The sequence below is a fragment of the Dyella humi genome, from assembly GCF_044904605.1.
GTDB classification, from domain to species: Bacteria; Pseudomonadota; Gammaproteobacteria; order Xanthomonadales; family Rhodanobacteraceae; genus Dyella_B; species Dyella_B humi.
In genome coordinates, this window is sequence record NZ_JADIKI010000023.1 from 1,375,810 (window position 1) to 1,396,401 (window position 20,592).

General features: G+C 61.6%; 18 protein-coding genes. 12 read left to right on the plus strand and 6 right to left on the minus strand.

Translation table 11 applies throughout. From position 1 onward, the window contains the following. Positions 1–67: 67 nt before the first annotated feature. A complete protein-coding gene (locus ISP18_RS17470; protein WP_380014995.1) occupies positions 68–604 on the minus strand; it encodes a carboxymuconolactone decarboxylase family protein in 537 nt (178 codons plus the stop codon). A gap of 168 nt (positions 605–772) precedes the next feature. Here ISP18_RS17470 and ISP18_RS17475 point away from each other — a divergent pair, with 168 nt between their 5' ends. The 6 genes from ISP18_RS17475 to ISP18_RS17500 all read left to right on the plus strand — a co-directional run bounded on the left by ISP18_RS17475 (position 773) and on the right by ISP18_RS17500 (position 6,012). Continuing rightward, on the plus strand, positions 773–1,360 hold the full coding sequence (locus tag ISP18_RS17475) for an RNA polymerase sigma factor (RefSeq protein ID WP_380014998.1): 588 nt from the start codon (positions 773–775) through the stop codon (positions 1,358–1,360). After that, positions 1,357–1,980 carry a zf-HC2 domain-containing protein gene (locus ISP18_RS17480; RefSeq protein WP_380015001.1) on the plus strand — a complete coding sequence of 208 codons (624 nt, stop codon included), beginning with the start codon at positions 1,357–1,359 and terminating at the stop codon, positions 1,978–1,980. Before ISP18_RS17475 ends, ISP18_RS17480 begins: the two co-directional genes overlap by 4 nt. Continuing rightward, entirely contained in the window at positions 1,977–3,227 is a 1,251-nt protein-coding gene (locus ISP18_RS17485) for a S8 family peptidase (RefSeq protein ID WP_380015004.1), read from the plus strand. The genes ISP18_RS17480 and ISP18_RS17485 overlap by 4 nt, the downstream gene beginning before the upstream one ends. 9 nt (positions 3,228–3,236) lie before the next feature. Beyond that, positions 3,237–3,929: a TorF family putative porin gene (locus ISP18_RS17490; protein ID WP_380015007.1), complete on the plus strand. Its 693-nt coding sequence runs from the start codon at positions 3,237–3,239 to the stop codon at positions 3,927–3,929. Between the two features lie 403 nt (positions 3,930–4,332). Then, positions 4,333–5,421: an NHL repeat-containing protein gene (locus ISP18_RS17495; RefSeq protein WP_380015010.1), complete on the plus strand. Its 1,089-nt coding sequence runs from the start codon at positions 4,333–4,335 to the stop codon at positions 5,419–5,421. Positions 5,422–5,616: 195 nt separating this feature from the next. After that, the gene (locus ISP18_RS17500; protein WP_380015013.1) at positions 5,617–6,012 is read left to right on the plus strand and encodes an RcnB family protein; all 396 of its coding nucleotides are present in this window, start codon (positions 5,617–5,619) and stop codon (positions 6,010–6,012) included. 135 nt (positions 6,013–6,147) lie between these two features. Here ISP18_RS17500 and asnB read toward each other — a convergent pair whose 3' ends face one another. The 3 genes from asnB to ISP18_RS17515 form a co-directional block, all read right to left on the minus strand. After that, a complete protein-coding gene (gene asnB, locus ISP18_RS17505; protein WP_380015016.1) occupies positions 6,148–8,223 on the minus strand; it encodes an asparagine synthase (glutamine-hydrolyzing) in 2,076 nt (691 codons plus the stop codon). 118 nt (positions 8,224–8,341) lie between these two features. Next, positions 8,342–9,862 (minus strand): ArnT family glycosyltransferase, encoded by a 1,521-nt coding sequence (locus ISP18_RS17510; RefSeq protein WP_380015019.1) that lies wholly within the window; start codon positions 9,860–9,862, stop codon positions 8,342–8,344. Positions 9,863–10,275: 413 nt separating this feature from the next. Then, positions 10,276–11,469, minus strand: a complete 1,194-nt coding sequence (locus ISP18_RS17515; RefSeq protein WP_380015022.1) for a glycosyltransferase family 9 protein — start codon at positions 11,467–11,469, stop codon at positions 10,276–10,278. 266 nt (positions 11,470–11,735) lie between these two features. Between ISP18_RS17515 and ISP18_RS17520 the strand changes: the two genes are divergently transcribed. Both ISP18_RS17520 and ISP18_RS17525 read left to right on the plus strand, forming a co-directional pair. After that, positions 11,736–12,395, plus strand: a complete 660-nt coding sequence (locus ISP18_RS17520) for a response regulator transcription factor (protein WP_380015885.1) — start codon at positions 11,736–11,738, stop codon at positions 12,393–12,395. 38 nt (positions 12,396–12,433) lie between these two features. After that, positions 12,434–13,810: a sensor histidine kinase gene (locus ISP18_RS17525; protein ID WP_380015025.1), complete on the plus strand. Its 1,377-nt coding sequence runs from the start codon at positions 12,434–12,436 to the stop codon at positions 13,808–13,810. A gap of 114 nt (positions 13,811–13,924) precedes the next feature. Here the strand turns inward: ISP18_RS17525 and ISP18_RS17530 are convergent, their stop codons facing one another. Next, positions 13,925–14,551 carry a phosphatase PAP2 family protein gene (locus tag ISP18_RS17530; protein ID WP_380015028.1) on the minus strand — a complete coding sequence of 209 codons (627 nt, stop codon included), beginning with the start codon at positions 14,549–14,551 and terminating at the stop codon, positions 13,925–13,927. A gap of 265 nt (positions 14,552–14,816) precedes the next feature. Here ISP18_RS17530 and ISP18_RS17535 point away from each other — a divergent pair, with 265 nt between their 5' ends. The 4 genes from ISP18_RS17535 to chrA all read left to right on the plus strand — a co-directional run bounded on the left by ISP18_RS17535 (position 14,817) and on the right by chrA (position 18,978). Continuing rightward, positions 14,817–15,599, plus strand: coding sequence for a hypothetical protein (locus tag ISP18_RS17535; RefSeq protein ID WP_380015031.1), 783 nt, complete (start codon positions 14,817–14,819; stop codon positions 15,597–15,599). A 73-nt stretch (positions 15,600–15,672) separates the two neighbouring features. Continuing rightward, positions 15,673–16,293, plus strand: coding sequence for a class I SAM-dependent methyltransferase (locus tag ISP18_RS17540; RefSeq protein ID WP_380015034.1), 621 nt, complete (start codon positions 15,673–15,675; stop codon positions 16,291–16,293). Between the two features lie 16 nt (positions 16,294–16,309). Further along, positions 16,310–17,782 carry a multicopper oxidase family protein gene (locus ISP18_RS17545; RefSeq protein WP_380015037.1) on the plus strand — a complete coding sequence of 491 codons (1,473 nt, stop codon included), beginning with the start codon at positions 16,310–16,312 and terminating at the stop codon, positions 17,780–17,782. Continuing rightward, complete coding sequence (gene chrA / locus ISP18_RS17550; protein WP_380015040.1) at positions 17,779–18,978, plus strand: chromate efflux transporter; 1,200 nt, start codon at positions 17,779–17,781, stop codon at positions 18,976–18,978. The genes ISP18_RS17545 and chrA overlap by 4 nt, the downstream gene beginning before the upstream one ends. Positions 18,979–19,228: 250 nt before the next feature. On the opposite strand, the gene ISP18_RS17555 is transcribed toward chrA, so the two are convergent. Beyond that, positions 19,229–20,257, minus strand: coding sequence for an extracellular catalytic domain type 2 short-chain-length polyhydroxyalkanoate depolymerase (locus ISP18_RS17555; RefSeq protein ID WP_380015043.1), 1,029 nt, complete (start codon positions 20,255–20,257; stop codon positions 19,229–19,231). Between the last annotated feature and the right edge of the window lie 335 nt (positions 20,258–20,592).

Genomic DNA, 20,592 nt, shown 5'->3' on the forward strand with positions numbered 1-20,592 from the left:
CCTCTTGGCACCTCTCGCCCGAGGGGAGAGGGGCTCACTCGGGAGGCACTGTCGTACATCGACGCACTCAAGTAACCGCCGGAAAATCCAACGTCGTATCGTTGATGCGATTGAACATATTGGTGAACGTGATCCCGGCAATAGCCAAGCTGATGTCCACGAGTTGCGTATCGGTGTAACCGGCGTTCTTGATCGCAGCGAAATCCTCGTCGCTGACCGTCCCGCTGGTCTTCACCAAGTTGCGCACGAAGCGGACCAGCGCGTCGCGCTTGGCGTCGCCGGTGGCTTCGCCCTTGCGGATCTGCTTCAGTGCGTCAGGCTTGAGGCCGGCCAACTTGGCGAGCAGGCTGTGCGCGGCTTCGCAGTAGTCACAGCCGGTGGCGGCGCTGACGGCAAGCCTGATGGTTTCCTGATCCTGTTTGCTCAGCGTGCCGGCGGCGAGCACGCTGTCTGCCTGCAGCATGGCCTTCAGCGCGGCTGGGTTGAGCGCGCCGATGGCGGCATAGGTATTGGGAACGCTGCCAGCGCCCTTCCGGATTTGTGCATAGACCTCGGCGGTAGCGCCGGTGGCCGTATCGAGTGCAGGTGTGTGGATGCGAGACATGGGTTGATTCCTTCGTAGTGGGGACGGCGTCACTGTAAGAAGGAAGCGTCAGCCGCTTAATGCCTTATTTCCTCAAAAACATGCTCGTTCGTCTCAACCACGACGGATTGAACCGCAACACCTCCGCGCGGTATGAACAAGCATGTAAACCGTGGTTCGGAGGCAGCCATGCGCAGAGAGCGGGCGGATCCGGCAGGGGGAAAGGGTGGCGTCTCCGTGGACGAGGAGGCTGCCTTGCTGGGTCGTGTGGCGGCGGAGGAAACAGATGCCTTCGAAGCGCTATATCGGCTTTACAGCCCTCGCCTGCAGCGGTTCGTGCGCGGCGTGACCAAGCAGCCGGCGCTGATAGAGGAGATTCTCGACGACACCATGATGGTGGTGTGGCGCAAGGCGTACACCTTCAATCACAGCTCGAAGGTGTCGACGTGGATTTTCGCGATTGCGTATCGGCAATCCTTGAAGACGCTCAAACGCCTCGGTCATCTGCAAGACGAATCTGGCGAACGCGCGGATGTCTCGGTACCCGGCCCGGATGATGCCCTGCAACTGCTGGAACTGCGCAAGCATCTGGACGATGCGCTCGGCACGCTTTCGCCCGAGCAGCGCGCCGTGATGGAACTCACTTATTACTTCGGTTACGCCTGTCGCGAAATCGCCCAGATCATGGGTTGTCCGGTCGACACGGTGAAAACGCGCATGTTCTATGCGCGGCGCAAGCTCAAGGCATCGCTGGCATCTCAGCGGGAGGCCATATGAACGGTCGAGTCATCAAGTTCGAAGGTTCGTTGCACGCCGAGGCCGATCGGCTGCTGCCCTGGTACGTGAATGGAACGCTGGAGGACGACGCACGCTCGCAGGTGGAGCAGCACCTGGTCGAATGCACGCAGTGCCAGCGCGAAGTGGCGTGGTTGCGTACGTTGCAGGAGGAGTTCGCCGAACAGGCTGATAAGGACGACGTATCGCCGAGGATGCGGCGCTTGCATCGCCGCATGGAATCGCGTCGCCGAAGGGCGCCCGCAGCCTCCGTCTGGAGACACCGCGAACGGCAACTTGCCTGGCTCGCCGCATTGCAGGCGGTCATCATTCTTGCGTTGGGCGGCGTGCTGCTGCGTCAGCAGCACGTCGACTATCGCACGCTGAGCGCACCGGGCAGCAAAGGTGCATTACTGGTGGTGATGTTCGATCCGCATACGCGCGAGTCGCAATTGCGCGAACTGGTGCGCGCCAGCGGAGCTCGCATCGCGGGCGGCCCCACCGATGAGGGCGCTTACGTATTACGCGTAGCGGATACGCACGAAGCCGCCGCACGGAAGCTGCTGCTCAACTCGCCGCAAGTCACTCTGGTCGAAGACCTCAGCTCGGGCGGCAATCCATGAAGCGTGGCTGGCTCCTGCTCGCGATGCTGTGCGCAGTCTACTTTGGCGCTGCCGTGCAGGCCCAAGCGCAGCCGCCATCGCAGGTGTTGGTGATGCTTCGCGCCGCCGCGCCGCATCTGCGCGCGGCGGATGGCTACGCACTCGGCTACACCGCTGCGCCTGATGAAACGGCACGGTTGCGTATCGCGCGCGAACTGGCCCATCAATATGGCCTGCAGCTGGTCGACAACTGGCCGATGCCGGCGCTCGCCCTGGATTGTTTCGTCATGCGAATGGCACCAGGCATGTCTGCCGACCAGATAACGCAAGCGCTTTCGCACGATACGCGCGTGGAATCGGCCCAGCCGAGGCAGGCGTTCCACACGTTGTCCAAGGATCCGGATCCGCTCTATTCGCTGCAGCCCACCGCCGCGCAATGGCATCTGGCCGAGCTGCATGCACTGAGCACGGGCCGAAACATTGCGATTGCGGAAGTGGACAGCGGCGTGGACAACGTCAACCCCGATCTGGCGGGACAAATTACGGAGCAACGAAATTTCGTGGATGACGGCGCGTATCGCGCCGAACTGCATGGCACCGAAGTGGCCGGCATCATCGTCGCGCGCGAAGGCAATGGCGTGGGTATTGTGGGCGTTGCGCCGCAAGCGCATCTGCTTGCATTACGTGCCTGTTGGCAGCTTTCGCAGGATAGCGCCGCGGCGGCGTGCGACAGTTTCACGCTCGCCAAGGCGTTGCAATATGCGCTGGAAAAACATGCACAGATCATCAACCTAAGCCTGACCGGGCCGGACGATCGACTGCTGCGACGCCTGCTGGACGTAGCTATCGCAAGCCGCGTCACCGTGGTCGGCGCGGTGGATGACACCGCGGCCGATGGCGGATTTCCCGCCTCCTATCCCGGCGTCGTAGCGGCAGCCGGCGAGCATGCCGCGGTAACACGTAACGGCGTATTGCTCGCACCCGGTGAAGACATTCCCACGACTCAGCCCGGCGCGCGCTGGAACCTGGTCAACGGATCCTCCTTCGCCGCGGCGGAAGTCAGCGGATTGGTGGCGCTGGTCCGGGAGCTGTCGCCTGACATCACGCTTACGCAGCTGCATGACGTCTTGCACGCACGAACTGCGCTAGGCTTGGCCTCAATGCGGCCTATGACGATCGATGCATGCGCGGCCGTGGCGCAGGTGAGTCATCGTTGCACCTGCGACTGCGCGGTGGCGCATGCTTCAGTAGAGGTGCCGCGCCGATGAGTACGCCTCGTGTTTCGAATCGTCGTGGCCGTTCTTGTCGCCTTGTTCGCACTGCAGGCCCGGGCGCAGGTAACGGGCACCGCCACGTTCGTTTCCGATTACCGCTTTCGCGGCGTATCCCTCAGCGACGACCGCCCGGCCGCGCAGCTGGCGCTCGACTACGACTGGCCGGCCAGCGGCTGGTACGCGGGTGGCATGCTGTCCAACGTGCGGTTGGATGCGCGAAAGGCGGTGCAGTTGCTCGCTTACGCGGGCTACGTGCATCGCATACGTCCCGAACTGAGCTGGGAAGCCGGCGTACGGTATACGCGCTTCACTGGCCACGAATCCTATGCCTACGCGGAAGCCTATACCGGCTTCGCTTACCGACAACTTGTTGGCCGCATTTACTACGCGCCCAGCTATTTCAACGCCGGCTATCCGGCGTGGTATGCCGAACTCAACGACAGCCATGTGCTGTCGGGGAAATGGTATGTGTTCGCGCACGCCGGTTATCTGCGGCGCGGCGGCAACGTGGCGGATTATCACGTCACCCGTTTTCGTTCCGATTTTCGCACTGGCATCGGTTTGAGCCTGGCGCCGTGCGACATCCAGTTGAGTTGGACCACGGTGCACGGCGCTCCCGATGCCGTGCTTGGTTATCCATCCGCTGCGGGTACGAGCCGCAACGCCTGGGTTCTCAGCATCTCGTACGCGTGGTGATGCTATGGGCGTAGCTATCCCGCTGATCTGAATGATTTACCACGGCGCACGCAACGCACTTCCCATGGGCTTTATGGGAAGCGGGGGTTTAGGGATGCTCTGATCCATTTTGCGTGGGCGTCACCGCTCCTGTCTGTTCGCAGACCACAGGACCATTGGCGAAGGCAGACTGGCCGTCTGTCAAGACAATGGGCCGAAGGTATGCGGACAGACAGGACCGGCCCGAAGGGTGATGTCCAGAAGGCCCGCAGCCTGCGCCGCGCGACTTGAAAAGACGGCCAGTCTTCCCTGCGTCGCGCAACACACCCTGCGGGCCTTCTGGACATCATGCCGCCTACGCAAAATGGATCAGAGCATCCTCTGCCTTCGAAATCATCTTTCATCCCAAAAGGAGGGATCTGACATGAGACGCACTCTGCTCTACAGAAAGCTCGTTCATTCCATCGTTGCGACGCTGGTCGTGGCCGGTGTGGCCACCGGTGTCCTCTACTCCAAGGCCGCGGCTGCGCAGGATGACGACGATCATGTGCTGATCGCGGATCAATTCAACAACCGTGTGATCGAAATCGATCGCCATACGCACCAGGTGGTGTGGCATTTCGGCAACGGTTCGGACCTGCCCGGCTCGCACAGCGTGGTGGGCACCAATGATGCCGAACGCTTCGGACCGTTCACCCTGATCTCCGGCACCGGCACACCGCCCGGCTTACCCGGGTGCTCGGATACGGTCAATGGTTGCCCGGACAATCGCGTGTTTATCGTGGATCCGAACAGCAACATCATCTGGCAATACGGCCAGGCCGGTGTCGGTGGGTCCGGCCCGAATCAGTTGAATACACCGGTGCAGTCGTTGTTCCTGATCAGTTTTCCGCGCCATTACGGTCCGCACGTGCTGATCACCGATCAGGTCAATGAGCGCATCATTCTGGTCAATCTCAATCACCAGATTGAGTGGCAATACGGCACCACTGGTGTGAGCGGCATTGGACCGAACCAGCTCAATAATCCGAATAGTGCGGAAGTGCTGGAGAACGGGCATATCCTCATCGCCGATGAAAACAACAACCGCGTAATCGAGATAAAACCCAACGGACAGATCGTCAAGCAGTTCACCGCTGGCGGCACGGTCAGCGGCGCGGCGTTCGCAAGCCGCCTTCCGAACGGCGATACCTTGATTACCGATTCCAACAACAACCGCATCGTGGAAGTGAACGGCGACGATCAGGTGGTGTGGCAGTACTTCACCAACATGCAGACGGGCAGCAATCCTACTCCGCTGCCCACACGCGCAGTGCGTTTGCACAATGGCGATACGCTGATCAGCGATCAGTTCAACGATCGTGTGTTCGAAATCACCAAGGCCGGGAAGATCGTGTTCGATCAGGGCGACCTTAATAGGCCGGGCGATGGTTTCAATCAGCTCAATGGCCCGTATGACGCCAAGCAGATCGGCGACTTCACCGGTTTGACACCACCGTTCGATCTGTTCTGATCCGTTCATGCTTCGCTGTCTAGATGAAGCCCCGCCAACGTGGCGGGGCTTCTGTCTGAAGATTGCGAAACCGATCGCATTGGCAGCGGGGAAGCAGCAGGATTCCGTTCAGCTGATTGCGCTAGTCTCGCTAACAAGCAATCAGGCAACACCAACTAGCCGCGTCATCCACAGGCGCTTACAGGGAGACAACTCATGAAACGACATCTGCTCGCACTAGCTTTGCTTTCTTCCCTGCCGCTGGTGATGACCACCACGGCTGCCGTCGCGCAGGATCAAGACCACGATCACGATCACGGTTGGCAGGATGATCATGGTCATGATCACGACCATGGACATGATCGCGACGATCATGGCCGGTACGACGATCGTCACGACCACGGCCGCCACGAAGGCTGGGACAGACATTACGGTAGGGGCGAATACCTACCGGAGCGTTATCGCGGACGTGAGTATTACATCGACGATTACGCGCGCTATCACCTGTACGCACCGCGGCCAGACCAGCGCTGGATTCGCGGCGACGACGGGCAGTTCGTGCTCGTGGCGGTTGCTACGGGATTGATCGTGAGCGAGATGGTGGGGCATTGATTGCTTCGCAGCCCGGACTTAGCTTCCAGGCGCTAACGAACCCGTAAGGATGATTCGAAGCGCTCGTCATTCCGGCGAAGGCCGGAATGGCGGCGCTGCTAGATAAGCTTATTTGCGAGTACGAACCGTCCCTGATTAGGACTGTTGCACCAGCGCCTTTTTCTGCGCCATCGAAACCGTAGCGCGCTCGCTATTGAGCCACTGCAGCCACTCGCTCAACACCACCAGCGTCCAGATTGCCCGCGCATGATCGCTGACACGCGCCTGATGTTCGGCAAACAACGCCTGCGCCGCGCGCGTATCGATACCCGCCGCGGCGAGATCGCCGCTGGCCAGATGCGCCTGCGCCCACTCGCGCAGCGGACCGCGCAACCACGCAGCGAGCGGCACCGACAAACCGCGCTTGCGGCGTGTCACCACCGTCTTGGGCACGTAGTTCAACGCGTAGTTCTTCAGGAACACCTTGGTGGTGAGGCCACGCACGCGCGCTTCCACCGGTAGCGTGGCAGCGAATTCGATCACAGTCTGATCCAAAAACGGCGCGCGGATCTCCACGCCATGCAGCATTGCGCCGCGATCGGCCTTGGCCATCAAAGCGTCCGGCAGGGAATGGCTGAAGTCGTAGCGTTGTATGGTGTCGATCAGGCGCGAGGCATCGTGCTGCGTATCGTCGGTGGGTGGGGCGATGCCGAGGCGTTGCTGCCACACGGGTGGAATGTTCGCGGTCCACAGCAGATGCCGCGCCAGACCGTCCAGGTCTTGTCCGCGAATAAAGCGCTTCAACAGAAACGAAAGCGTGACCTTCTTGTCGCTGGTCGGCAGCGATTCGATTGCGCGCTGCGCCAGCGCCTTCACCGGCGGCGGCAGGTTGGCGTAATGGCTGGCCCAGCGCGCGCCAAGGTAGGTGGGATAGCCGCCGAACAATTCGTCTGCGCCCTCGCCCGCCAGCAACAGGCGCACGTCCTGCGATGCGCGCTTGGTGACCAGCGACAGCGGAATCCATGCCGGATCGGCCAGCGGTTCGCCGTTGGCCCGGATCAGTTCGCGCAATGTGCGCGGCACGTCCTGCGCGGAAACGTTCACTTCAACGAAGTTGCAGCCCAGTTCGCGCGCGAGCTGCGCGGCGTACTGGCCTTCGTCGAAGGATTCTTCCGCGAAGCGGATGCAGTAGGCGGAGATGTTTTTCTCCGGCCGCACGCTGCGCGCCACCGCTGTCATCAACGCGGAATCGATGCCGCCGCTCAGCAGCACGCCGTAGTCCACATCGATGTCGCTCTGCCGCCGCACCGCCTCGCGAAAGATCGGGTCGAAGGCGCGCAGCGAAGGCGCGGTGGTGGCTTTTTCCGTCGGAAAATCCCAGTAGCGCAGATGGCGGATGCCGCTGGGCTCGATCACGATCATCTCGCCGGGGCACACCTTGTGGATGTGCTTGAGCGGACTGCTTGGCGCAGGACAGTAGCCCGAACGCAGATAGTGGGCGAGGCCCGCGGCGTCGATCTGCACGTCCGGCTTGCACGCTTTCACCAGCGCGGCCAGCTCGGAAGCGAAGTACACCGTCTGACCAATGACGGCGTAGTAGAGATGCCGCTCGCCGGCGCGGTCGCGAGCCAGGATCAGCCGCTGGTGGCGACTGTCCCACAAAGCCAGCGCGAACACGCCCTGCACGTGTTCCAGAAACGACAGCCCTTTTTCCAGATACAGCGGCGCCAGCACGGCCACGTCGGTGCTGAGCGTGATGTCGTGCCCGGCGTCGGCCAGCGTACGGCGCAGTTCGTGGTGGTTGTCGATTTCGCCGTTGCAGGCAACGATCACGCCGGCTTCGTATTCCAGCAGCGGCGGCTGATGCTGATCCACGCCGCGAATAGCCAGCCGATTGGTGGCCATGGCGAGGCCGGGACGCGAGATGAACGCATCGCCATGCGGCCCACGATGAGCCAGGGCCTCGAGCATCGTCGTCGCTTTGTGCTCCAGATGTGGCAGCGGATGTCCTGCATCCCGACTCAAGATTCCGCAAATTCCGCACATGTAAGGATGCTCTGATCGATTCCGCCGGGCATAACCGCCCCAATCGCGAGATTGTAATGGATGGGGGGTATGCGGACCCTTACAACGAAGCGAGCGGCCTCCCTCTATGGAGGAGGAGGCGAGCTTGCCGAATGGATCGGGTCCTGGGTTGGGGTGAAAACCCAATATGTCGATGCCGGGTTGCATGGCGATGTTGGGGTTTGCACCCCAACCTGCAACTTTTCACCTCAAAGTCGCTGGGCCCCGGCGTTTGCCGGGGCAACGAACCCTAAAAATTGCTGTGCCCCAGAGAAAGGGGTGTCATTCAAAGGTCAACCAGCTTCAGCGCATTCTTCCGCCAGGTGCCCAGGTCTGCGACCTTCGTTGAGCAGCGCGCCAGCGCGGAATCGACGGCCGTCGACCCCAAATCCGGATCGATCACCACCAGCACCCGACCCTCGTTGTGCAGGGCATGGCACAGGGCCTCGCCGCCCTGCGGCGCCAGCCAGGGAATGCCGTACACCGTCCTGCTCAGGTACAGGCGCAGGCCCCACGGGGTGGCCTCCTCGATGGTGTAGCCCACGGCGGTGTTCTCCACGAAGACGATCGCCTTGTAGCGCTCGGCCGGCGCAATCGCGCCAAGCTCGCTGGCCGCCTGGCGGTTGTCGTTTTCCGAATGCCAGGCGTAGGCGGCACCACCCTTTACCGCCAGCAGAATCACCACCCATAGCGCCAGCAGGAGTTTCTGCCCGGTGCGCTGCAAATCAATGCGATCGCGTAGCTCCAACGCCAGCAGCAGCGTCAGCGGTACGAACAACGGCAGCATGTACAGCGGCAGCCGCGACTGCACCAAACAGAACACTACGAACGGCACTAGGAACCACAACACCAGGAACTGTTCCACCGAAGGGCTGCTTTTCTTGCCCCAACGTTCGACAGACACCCAGCGACGCAGCACGCGTCCCAGCGCCGGCCACCACGGCAACAACCCGAGCGCCAGCACCGGCACGTACACCTTGATCCAGCCGAACCAGCCGGCATTGCGGCGATGGGCGGCAGTGAACATGCGGTTGTAGACCTCCTGCTGCAGGAAGTAATGCAGCAGGCCCGCATAGCGCACCACCACCACCAAGTACCAGGACAGGCCGATCAACAGAAACAGCGCGACGCCACTCAGCGGGAAGAATCGCCTAAGCCCGCGCCAGCCGTCGCGGCGCACGATGAAGGGAATCGCCGCCAACAGCGGTATCAAGCCCGGCGGCCCCTTGGTGAGGAACGCCAGCCCCCAGCCCACCCACATCAGGATCACATAACGCTTGCGCCCGCGTTCCTCTTCGTCGAACGCCGCGCGCAGAAAACCCAGCATAGCCAGGGCTTCGCACAACGAGAGAAAGGCATCCGTGCTGACGATGTTGCCGGCCAGGAATGGCGCAAGCGCGCAGCCGTACACCAGGCTCGGCAGCCAGGGCTTTTCAGGAATAAGCAGGCGCCCCATCGCGTGCAGCACCAGCAGCGTCAGCAAAAACGCCAGCGCATAGGGAACGCGCACCGCCCAGGTGTTGCGACCGAATACCTTCATCGACGTGGCAATCACCCAGTAGGTGGTCGGCGGCTTGGAGAAATTGACCTCGTCGGGGCTATACGCCGGCGCCATGTAGTTGCCGGTGTCGAGCATCTGCAAGGCCGCGACGGTGTAGCGCCCTTCGTCCGGGCTGAGCAGGCCGCGCGTGCCCTGGAAGGCAAAGCCGAGCAGCAGCCCTAGGCCGATCACGAAGAGCAGGGACCATCGCGTAGCGTGCGTGGCGCTAGGCCGCAGACGTTGCTCCATGATGCGGTCGTTCGGCATGTGGGGTATCCAGATAAAGCGCGCCATCTGCCGTTGGTGCGTGCAGGCATGCGAGGCGGCGGGGTGATCTCAACCTGCGCTCAGGCGGCGCGGGTCCCAGGGCGTGGATTGTAAGCGACGGGGATGGCGGACGGATTTTACCGCTGGGGTTCGGCTCCCTCCCCTACTTGTAGGGGAGGGTTGGGGTGGGGTGAGTACTTGCCTCGAACCTTCCCGCAAGTGTTCACCCCCTCCCAACCTCCCCCTGCAAGCAGGGGGAGGAGCTTGTTTCATGCCTCGCTTTAACTTCTGCGGAGCGGTGCAGATTTTTCCCGGACAGCAGTGGGTGAAAGCCGGAACAACAGCCGGGTACTACAACACGTCCCTAGCGAACAGATTAGGCAGGCAACGACCAGGACCGCTTGCGCCCCGCCCTACCGCGCCGCCAACGCATCGGCCAATACCGGAGCTGTCGTCTCCTTCGACGGCACCGCCGGTACGCCGAACAGATCGGGAAACGTCTCGATCACATGCCGAGCCGCATCCTGCGCGGACATGTCACGCGTGGACAGCGAATCGTTGCGCGCGCCATAGGGTCCGTACACCTTTGGATCAGTCGTGCAGAACAGGCCCATGGTCGGCACCTGCGAGGCCGCGGCCAGGTGCATCACGCCGCAGTCGGCGCTGATCATCAGGTCTGTCGCGGCCATCACCGCGCCCATGCGCCGGATGCTGCTGGAGTAGTAACTGGGCCAGCGGTCGCCGAGCATCGAGCGGCCGTGCATCGGCACGATCTCCACGATATCGCACGATGATGAAAGCGCCTGCAGCGTAGCCATGAATTCGTTCCACCATTCCAGTGGATAGCGCTTTTGCCCGGTCGCATCAGCGAAAATGCCGATGGTGCAGCCAACGCGAGCCGACGGCCGCTCTGTCAGCAATTGGCGCAGTGCAGCCTTGCCGGAGGCCCGTTCGTCGTCGGTAAGCCGGATGTCCATGGCGGGAAACGCAAGGCTTTCGTCCTGCGCCGGCGAGGCGTGCCAGCGCACCAGCGCCACGGGCCGCCAGGCCATGTGCCGCGGCACCATCGCCTGCGGCACCACGTGCGTGAGACCGGGCGATGGGTTCGGTTCGTCGAAACCGAGTTTGTAGCGTCCGCGAAAAATACGCGCGAGCGTGCGGGCGAAACCGGAGCCCATGCAAGGATCGATCACCAGGTCGTAATGCACGTTGCGGATGCGCTGGATCAGCGAGAGAAACCCCACCGGATGCTTGAATCCGCGCCGCGGCAGGCAATAGATGTTCTTGACGCTGAAGCACGTAGCGAACACATCGGCAGCGAGCGGACCTTCCGCCACGATGTCGATTTCCGCGCCCTTGTACAGCCGTTCCAGCTCGGCGATCAGCGGCGTCATCAGCAGCATATTGCCCAGCCGATGATTCGGCCGACATACCAGAATGCGGTGAATGCCCTGCCTGGGAATACCGGGGGTGGAAGGATGAATGGTGGATGCGCTCAAGGAGATACCTGAAAAACTGACTGCTTCGATAGCGTGTTCGGCATGATCGTCAATGCGCTCAACGTTCCGCAAGAACTCGCGCAGCAGCACGCCCATGATGGCGTACACGAAGAGTGTGGAGGGGCTGACTTAGGTCAGGCTTATCGATACGTTACGGCTTTGTAACCCATTCAAGAACGCTGCTTTGCACCATCCGCTGACATATTAACCCTAGCGGGAAACGTCCGGGCGTTAATCCGTCAGGGTCGTGAAAGGAGGTTCACCGCAATCTGTCAGCGCGGCACTTGCCGAGGCAGGCGCTGTCGAAGCGATTCGCGCGCCGTGCATCTGGCCTGTCGCCGCATCGAACGGAGGAGACTGCTCTGAACGTTCTTATTGTTGAAGATTCCATACGCTTGCGCGACTCGCTCGGCCGCGGCCTGGGAGCCTCCGGATTTACCGTCGACAGCGCGCCGAACGGCATTGCCGCCTGCCAGCATCTGGATACCTACGAATACGAGCTGGTTGTGCTGGATCTGGGTTTGCCCGGCATGGATGGATTATCCGTACTACGTCATATCCAGGGACGCACCTCGCGCCCTCGCGTGCTGGTGCTGTCGGCCCGTGATCAGATCTCCGACCGCATCGACGCCCTCAACCGCGGCGCGGACGATTATCTGGTCAAGCCTTTTTCGTTCGACGAACTGGTGGCGCGCCTGCATGCACTGTCGCGCCGCTCCAAAGATGCGCAGACGCCACAGCTGACCGTCGGCGGACTCAGCCTCGATCCGGTGGCGCGCATGGTGCACGTGCAAGGCGAGTCGGTGGCACTTTCACCGCGCGAGTTTTCGCTGCTCGAATTGCTGTTGCGGCATCGCGGCCGGGCATTCTCGCGCAGCGACATTCTCGAGCGTCTGGCCGGCTGCGAATCCAACGCCTCCGACCGCAGCGTGGAAGTGTTGGTGTTCGGCCTGCGGCGCAAGCTGCAGCTGGCCGGTATGAGTGAACTGGTGGAAACACGCCGCGGCTTCGGCTACCTGATTCCCAAAAGCTGATGAGCATGGCGACACAAGCCGCTTTCACGAAACGGGCCATGTCGCTGCGTTTTCGCACCACCTTGCTGGTGATTGCGGCGATCGTGGTGGTCCTTGGCACCGCCACACTCGTGATCGACATCCGCGTGGACAACGAAGTCGCACAGCGGGCGGATACCAACCTGCTGGAGCGCGCGCAGGCGCTGGCGGACATTTTCACCACGCAAATCAGCACGTCTCCGCAACGTTTTCCTTCCTATTGGATTCCCTCGTTCCTGGGGGACGATGGCACTGTGTATTTCCGCATCGACTGCCGCGGTCAGCAGGTGGTGTCATCCGATGCCGCTGCTGCGCTCGCCTGGCCGGTGCCCGCGCCGGGACAATCCACCGCGCTCACGGACATGACCGATCTCCAAGGTACGGACCTGCGCGCCATCGCTCTGCGTTTTTCGCCGGACGCCAGCATCGCGGTCGATCCCGGCCCCGTGAAAGACCACGCCGCAGCAACGCCGGAATGCATGCTCGGCCTCGCGGTCGACCGCAGCGAAGTGCTGGACTTCCAGCAATCGATGGATCGCATCGAATTCGGCTGCGTGGTGCTGGGATTTCTGGTGGTGGCGGTGCTCACGCCGCTGCTGGTCAGTCGTAGCCTGCTTCCACTGTCCGGATTGGCCAAGGCGATGGAAAAGATCGGCCCCGACACGCCGAGCGTGCGGCTGGCCAGCACCAATATTCGCGAGCTGGCACCGCTCATCGCCCGTTTCAACGAAGTGCTGTCGCGCATGGAAGAAGGCCTGCTGCGCGAACGCCAGTTCGCCAGCGGCGTAGCGCACGAATTGCGCACGCCGCTGGCCGAACTGCGCACCGCCATCGAAGTGGAAATGCGCTACCCAAGCGGACGCGACGCACACGAACTGCTCGCCGACATCGGCCAGATCGGCGCGAAGATGGAACACATCGTCACGGCGCTGCTGCTGCTCACGCGCATCGAGGCCGGCATCGAACAATTGTCGTTGCAGCGTGTGGATGTCAGCGCGCTTACACAGGCTTTGGTCGAGCGGCATCGGCACCGCTTACAGGAACGCGCATTGGATCTTGTGGCGCAGATCGATCCCGGCATCACATGGATGGCCGATTCCACGTTGCTCGACGTCGTGCTCGGCAATTTGTTGAACAACGCCTTCGCATACGCGCCTTCCGGCAGCACTGTCGAACTGCGCTGCATGGCGCGCGACTGGTCCGTGACCAATCCTGCGCCAGACCTCACCGACGAGGATATCGCGCGCATGCAGCAGCGCTTCTGGCGCAAAGGCAAGGAAGCCGGCGTGCATACCGGCCTGGGACTGGCGTTGGCTGTTTCGGCGGCACGTGCACAATCGTTGCAGTTAGAATTGACGCTGCGCGACGGGTATTTGCAGGCGAGCGTTATCTCGTGAACTTGGCTTTGCGCACCCAATCAGAAATTGCCTGATCGTCATTGACCAGCTTCGCCGTTGTAAAGCGCCTCGGCGAAGGCCGGAATGACGGCTGGGCAAAATACCGAAGAGTAGCTACTTGAAATAGTGCACAAACCCAACTTTGAACCCACCCGGCAACCAGCTGATGATCAACGGCGAATCGCGACGCGACGCGTAGATGCCGAAGCCCACGCCGACCGCTGCGCCTACCAACACATCGCTCTGCCAATGTCCGCGCGTCTTCACGCGCGCCACCGCGTCGTAGGCCGGCAACAACGCCAGCGCGTACACCGCCGGGTGATCGTCACCGTAACGCGCCATAAAGGGTGTCACTGCGGCGGAAATTGCAGCCACTTCACCGCTGGGGAAACTCTGGGCACTCGTGCCCCGGAAAAACAAGTTGGGATTAGACGTCTGTGAGGGACGCTCGCGCTGGAAAGCGTACTTCATCGCTTGCGTGCTCAACCCGGTAAACGCCATCGCATCCACCGAACGCCACAGCGTGTCACCGAACTTGTCCTGGTCGCCGAATGCCAGCGCACCGAGCGCCACACCAGCCACCGAGCTGTACAGCAGGCCGCTTTGGATATTGCGATTCCATATGCCCGAATTGTCGTAAGCCACTCGGTGGTCGATACCGAGAAAACCGCCACCTGCGAGCGCGTGCCCGGACATCAAGCACGCCACGGAGCAGACCGCCATGGAACGCAATGCACGCACGACGCAAATCCGCGTTTGCAATGGACCTTCACAACGGCCTATCACCCTAAGCCCGCTGGCTTTGATTTCGCTTAGTGCGGAGTGAAATTTGCGCTGCGCAAGCACCGCGACGATATGCACTGATAAAACCATGCCTGGTCATCACATACTTGTCATGTCAGGCATGAATGCTCTCTCGGTAGCCCCTGAACGCCGTCGGGTAAAACGATGCGGCGCTTGCGGTGCTTCATGTCTTCGTATCGTCTTTCCCGCACTGGTTCCCCGTATGCCACTTCGACGTGTTCTGCCTTTTGCCGTGTTAGTAGCCGCATCCCTTATCGCGCCGCTTGCACATGCCGATCTCACCGATGAGATCCAGGTGTACGACGACAGCATCAATCATCAGGGCCAGTGGGGCCTGGAACTGCACTTGAATACCACGCCGGATGGCAGATCCATACCTGCTTATCCCGGCGAAATTCCGCCCGATCACGGTTTTCGCACCACCATGGAGTGGTCGTACGGCATCACCGATACGCTGGAAGCCGGCCTTTATTTGCCTTTCTTGCACGATGCTGCAGGCACCAACTATTTCGCTGGACCGCGCGTGCGCCTCAAATGGATTCCCATCAAGCCGGCGGAGGGCAGCTCGGGGCCATTCCTGGGTTTGAACGTGGAAGTGTCGGCGGTCAACGAGCGCCTGGAACAAGGACGACCCGCGGTGGAATTGCGGCCGATCATCGGCTATCGCAGTCCGCTGTGGTTGATCGCCTTCAATCCGGTGGTCGATGCCACATTCCATCCGCGCTATGGCAACAGCAGTTCCGATTTCGCGCCGGCGTTGAAAGTAGCCAGAACAGTGTGGAGCGGTACTGCCCTGGGCCTGGAGTATTACAACGATTTTGGACGCATCGGCAGTTTCGATCCGGCGCGTAAGCAGAACCAGCAATTGTTCGCCGCGCTGGATGTCACGCGCGGACTTATTCCCTTCAACTTCGGCATCGGGCGCGGTTTGAACGACGCGAGCGATAAGTGGACGGTAAAGGCGATTCTTGAAATACCGATTTGATGCACGGCCACAGTCCGCTGTTTACGGCAAGCAAGTGGATAATGGGATAACACGCCACCTGAGTACGCGGGCCATGAGTGATACCCGGCAGCACTGGGAACAGGTCTACCAAAGCAAGGCCGCTGACGCGGTGAGCTGGTACCAGGCGCACCCAACAACGTCGCTGGCCTTCATCGCCGATAGCGCGCTGGCACTCGACTCGCCGATCATTGACGTGGGCGGCGGCGCGTCCACGCTGGTCGATCACCTGCTGGAGCTGGGCTACTCAAACGTCACCGTGCTCGACATTTCCGCACCTGCTCTGCTCCAGGCGCAGGCACGTCTCGGTGCCTCGAAAGCGCGGCAAGTGCATTGGCTACCGGAAGATGTCACGCGCTTCGCGCCCTCTCGCAGCTATGCACTGTGGCACGATCGCGCGGTGTTTCATTTTCTTACGGACGCTGCGGCTCGAGGCGACTATATCGCGACGGTGCGGCGCAGCCTTGCGCCCGGCGGTACCGTGATTGTGGCCACGTTTGCGGCGGACGGCCCCGATCGATGCAGCGGTCTCCAAGTAACACGTTACGACGCCGATACGCTGTGGGCGCTATTTGGAAGCGAATTCGAGCGCGTGGCGACAGGACGCGACATGCACGTAACACCATGGGGATCCACGCAGGCGTTTACGTATCTGCGCCTGCGCCGACGCGACTGAAACGGGAGAACCGTCCATGCCGATCGATCGCCGTGAATTTCTGAAACTCGGTGGGCTGGCAGCTGTGGCGAGCAGCGCACCGACATGGTTGCGTGCGGCGTCAACGCCGGCTTCCCTACTGGCGAGCAAGGCCGATTACACGCTACGTATCGCGCGCAGCCTGGTGGAACTGGCGCCCGATCACATCATCTCCACTACCACGTACAACGGGCAGTTCCCCGGTCCGCTGATCCGGTTGAAGGAAGGGCAGCGCGTGGTGGTGGACGTCTACAACGACACCGACGTGCCGGAACAACTGCATTGGCACGGGCAGTTCCTGCCGGTGGATATCGATGGTGCCGCCGAAGAGGGCACGCCCTACATTCCGGCGCGCGGCATGCGCCGGCTGTCGTTCGTGCCAGGGCCAGCGGGGTTTCGCTTCTATCACTCGCACGTGGTGCCGGGCGGCGATCTCACGCGCGGGCAGTACAGCGGTCAAGTCGGTCCGGTGTACATCGAGCCGCATCACGAACCAGGCGATTACGATCGCGAAGTGTTCCTGGTGCTGAAGGAGTTCGATCCGTTCTTCAGCCAAGGCGGCGACATGGCGATGGATTTTCTTCAGCCGCGCGACCGCGAACAGGCGTTGGAAGAACGCGGTGAGTCGACAATGAAAGCATCGCTGGCACAAGGGCATCCGCACGGCTACGAAGTGGGTTACCAGGCGTTCGCCATCAACGGACGCATGCTCGGTCATGGCGAGCCGATCCGCGTGAAAACCGGCGAGCGCGTGCTATTTCACGTGCTCAACGGCAGCGCCACCGAGATACGCAGCCTGGCGCTACCCGGCCACGCGTTCAAAGTGGTGGCGCTGGATGGCAACGCGGTGCCGCATCCAGCCGAGGTGCCGGTGCTGTGGATCGGCACGGCAGAGCGCGTCAGCGCCATCGTCGAAATGAACCATCCGGGTGCGTGGATCCTCGGCGATGTCGATGACGATGATCGCGGCCATGGCATGGGCATCGTGGTGGAATACGCGGGTCACGGCGGCGAGGCACAGTGGATCAAGCCGAAGCCATCCACCTGGGACTACCGGCGCTTCGCCCTGCCCGATGCCAAGCCGGCCACGCCGGACGAGATCATCGAGATGACCTTCGCCAAGCAAAACGCGGCCGACCACGGCTTCAACCGCTGGACCATCAACGACATTGCGTTCGACATGGCGAGCCGTAAACCGATGTTCCAGCTGCACTACGGCAAGCGCTACCGGCTGCGCATGCACAACGCCAGCGACGATATCCATCCGATCCACCTGCATCGCCATACTTTCGAGATCACACGCATTGCAGGACAGCCGACCGGTGGCGTGCGCAAGGACGTGGCGATGTTGGGCGGCTATCAGACGATGGAGGTGGACTTCACCGCCGATCAGCGCGGGCTTTCGTTATTCCATTGCCATTCGCAGCTGCACATGGATTTCGGCTTCATGGCGCTGTTCGAGTGCGCATGACGCCGTCGTCGCGCACGCAAGGGCATGCCGGCGAAGTTGGCGCCGCGTTCCTAAAACTCGGGTTGATGTCGTTCGGCGGGCCGATTGCGCACCTGGGTTATTTCCGCCGCGAATTCGTCGATCGCCGGCGCTGGCTGGATGAAGAACACTTCGGCCAGTTACTGGCCTTGTGTCAATTCCTGCCGGGGCCTGCGAGCAGCCAGCTCGGTTTTTCCATCGGCTTGCTGCGTGCGGGATGGCTTGGCGCGCTGGCTGCATTTGTCGCCTTCACCCTGCCCTCGGCGGTGCTGATGTTCGCATTCGGCGCATGGAGCCATCACCTTGCCGGTGCATGGGGACAAGGCGTGGTGCATGGCTTGAAGCTGGTGGCGGTCGCCGTGGTGGCGCAAGGCGTGTTGGGTATGGCGCGCAACCTGACGCCGGATGCGCCGCGCGCTTTGATGGCCGCCGCCGCAGCCGGTTTGATTGCGATCAGCGCCAGCTCGGCGATGCAGCTTGGCGTAGTGGTCGGCGGCGCGTTGCTGGGGCCGTGGATTTGCAGTCGCGTCGTCGCGCGGCAGGGCGAAACGTTTTCGCTCCCGTACGGCCGGCGCAGCGGTGCGCTGTTGATCGGCGCCTATGCGGTGTTGCTCGTGTTCGCGTTGACGATCGCGACGCATTTGGCCGGGTTGTGGCAGATCGCGGCGGCGTTCTATCGCACCGGCGCGCTGGTGTTCGGTGGTGGCCATGTGGTGCTGCCGCTTTTGAAGCAGGCGATCGTCGATCCCGGCTGGATCGACAACGACACCTTTTTTACTGGCTACGGCGCGGCGCAGGCGCTGCCGGGACCGATGTTCACGCTGTCGGCGTTCCTTGGCGAACATCTTCCGGGCGCGCAAGGTGGCGTGCGAGGCGCCGTTGTCAGTCTGCTGGCGATTTTTCTGCCGGGCTTGCTGGCCGTTTCCGGTTGCCTGCCGTTTTGGCGCGCTTTGGCTGCGCGCGATAGCGCCGCGCGCATGCTGGCCGGCGTGAATGCTGCAGTGGTCGGCATTCTGGCGGCCGCGCTGTACAACCCGGTGTGGGTGAGTGCGGTGCGCGATGGGAAGGATTTTGCGATTGCGCTGGTCGCGTTTGTGTTGCTGGTCGCTGCGCGGTGGTCTGCGTTGGCGATTGTGGTGTGGTGTGTGGTGGCGTCGGTGTTGGGGGTTGTTGTGTAAAGCGCAACGTCAGATCTGTCATTCCGGTCTGTGCCATTGCTGTCTAACAAACTCGCATGAACATTCAAAGTGCAAGACGTCGACTCCCTCCCCTGCTTGCAGGGGAGGGCAGGGGTGGGGTGAACACTTGCCTCAGACTTTCCCACAAGTATTCACCCCCTCCTGACCTCCCCCTACAAGCAGGGGGAGGAACCACTCAGGAAACTGCACGCAAGTCATCATCACAAGCGACAGAAAAATACTTCTGTCATCAAAGCTGCAACGCTCCACCCGCCAACTTGTTCACCTCAGCCGTGATCGCCGCCATTTGCGGCCCGGATTTCAGCGCGTAATTACCGTTGGTATAGCCCCACCAGTCCCAACATCCGTACGGGTTGTACGGCACCGACGCGTTGATCGTCTGCGGATAGAGAACGATGATGTTGTTGCTGTCCGCCCACTCGTTGATGCCGGCGTACTGCACGAAGGTAGTGCCGATGGTTTCCTGGTTCTGCGAGCAACCGTGCAGCGCCACCAGCAATCGACAAGCTTGTCTTTGTGCGCAGTTCTTCGGCACGAACAACCAGCCCGTGCTGCCCATGGAGATTGCTGCGCAGTTGCTGTTCGGGCAGAACGCGTTCTGGTTGAACTGAATGAAGCTGCCGCCGAGCGAACCGTTGTTGCGCGCGTTGAGTGTGCCGTAGAACATCGTGAGAAAGGTCTTTTCCGCATCGATGCCGCAGTTGTTCATGTACGGCGCTTCCAGGTACGAACATGGCACCACCGAATCCGGCGTGATCCACGAATGCTCCGCCGCGGTGTCGTTGTTGTAGGTAATGTTGCCGGTGGAAGTGAAGCTCTGGTAGTAGCTGTACAGATCGTCCATCGTGGCCTGGTAGTTCACCGTGTCCAGCGTGCCGCTGAACATGTAGATGGGCTTGCTGGCGATGTTGCTGGTGGGATCGATCGTGCCAGCCGCGGCCTGCTGGTTGGTGTAGTTCACCAGTGACGACACGGGTACACCGTAGCCGGTAGCGCACGCGCTTCCCCAGTACGCTTCGTTGTTCTGCGCACAGTAGTAGGCACCGCCGGCCATCACCGCGGTGCCGTAGATCGCTCTTGAATACGCCACTTGCAGTTGCACAGCCATATAGCCGCCGGACGAAATACCGGCCACCGTCACCGAATGCGCGGCGATGTTGTAAGAACCCAGCGCGGACGCGCCCCACGCCCATGGCGACAGCAGCAGCGCCACGACAACCAGTACAAGGCGTGGCAGGAACCGGACGAATCTCAACATGACGAAGCCCTCCCGAAATCAGGTAAGCAGCTCGAATGGCGCAGCCGTACACATCCGGCACCCTGGAAGCCGGATGATCATCGGCAACGCTAGCGGTTGTTGCTGCCTTAAGAGAGCACCAAAGTCGGATGCAGTGAATTGGACTTAGGGGCTATGGGGTAGGACTGCCTTTACGTGGCTTCTTCCCCGCTGCGCGTGGAACCAAGCGTGGTCTTGCCTCACCGTCATTCCGGCGAAGGCCGGAATCCAGTACACACATGCTGTGCGAAGCACTCAACATAAATAGTTTTGAGTGCTTCGCACAACGTATTCAAACTGGATTCCGGTCTTCGCCG

Bases quoted from the DNA above. Each gene is read 5' to 3' on its own strand.
- ISP18_RS17470 (WP_380014995.1), bottom strand. From the start codon at position 604: ATGTCTCGCATCCACACACCTGCACTCGATACGGCCACCGGCGCTACC.
- ISP18_RS17475 (WP_380014998.1), top strand. From the start codon at position 773: ATGCGCAGAGAGCGGGCGGATCCGGCAGGGGGAAAGGGTGGCGTCTCC.
- ISP18_RS17480 (WP_380015001.1), top strand. From the start codon at position 1,357: ATGAACGGTCGAGTCATCAAGTTCGAAGGTTCGTTGCACGCCGAGGCC.
- ISP18_RS17485 (WP_380015004.1), top strand. From the start codon at position 1,977: ATGAAGCGTGGCTGGCTCCTGCTCGCGATGCTGTGCGCAGTCTACTTT.
- ISP18_RS17495 (WP_380015010.1), top strand. From the start codon at position 4,333: ATGAGACGCACTCTGCTCTACAGAAAGCTCGTTCATTCCATCGTTGCG.
- ISP18_RS17500 (WP_380015013.1), top strand. From the start codon at position 5,617: ATGAAACGACATCTGCTCGCACTAGCTTTGCTTTCTTCCCTGCCGCTG.
- asnB (WP_380015016.1), bottom strand. From the start codon at position 8,223: ATGCAACCCGGCATCGACATATTGGGTTTTCACCCCAACCCAGGACCC.
- ISP18_RS17510 (WP_380015019.1), bottom strand. From the start codon at position 9,862: ATGCCGAACGACCGCATCATGGAGCAACGTCTGCGGCCTAGCGCCACG.
- ISP18_RS17525 (WP_380015025.1), top strand. From the start codon at position 12,434: ATGTCGCTGCGTTTTCGCACCACCTTGCTGGTGATTGCGGCGATCGTG.
- ISP18_RS17535 (WP_380015031.1), top strand. From the start codon at position 14,817: ATGCCACTTCGACGTGTTCTGCCTTTTGCCGTGTTAGTAGCCGCATCC.
- ISP18_RS17540 (WP_380015034.1), top strand. From the start codon at position 15,673: ATGAGTGATACCCGGCAGCACTGGGAACAGGTCTACCAAAGCAAGGCC.
- ISP18_RS17545 (WP_380015037.1), top strand. From the start codon at position 16,310: ATGCCGATCGATCGCCGTGAATTTCTGAAACTCGGTGGGCTGGCAGCT.
- chrA (WP_380015040.1), top strand. From the start codon at position 17,779: ATGACGCCGTCGTCGCGCACGCAAGGGCATGCCGGCGAAGTTGGCGCC.
- ISP18_RS17555 (WP_380015043.1), bottom strand. From the start codon at position 20,257: ATGTTGAGATTCGTCCGGTTCCTGCCACGCCTTGTACTGGTTGTCGTG.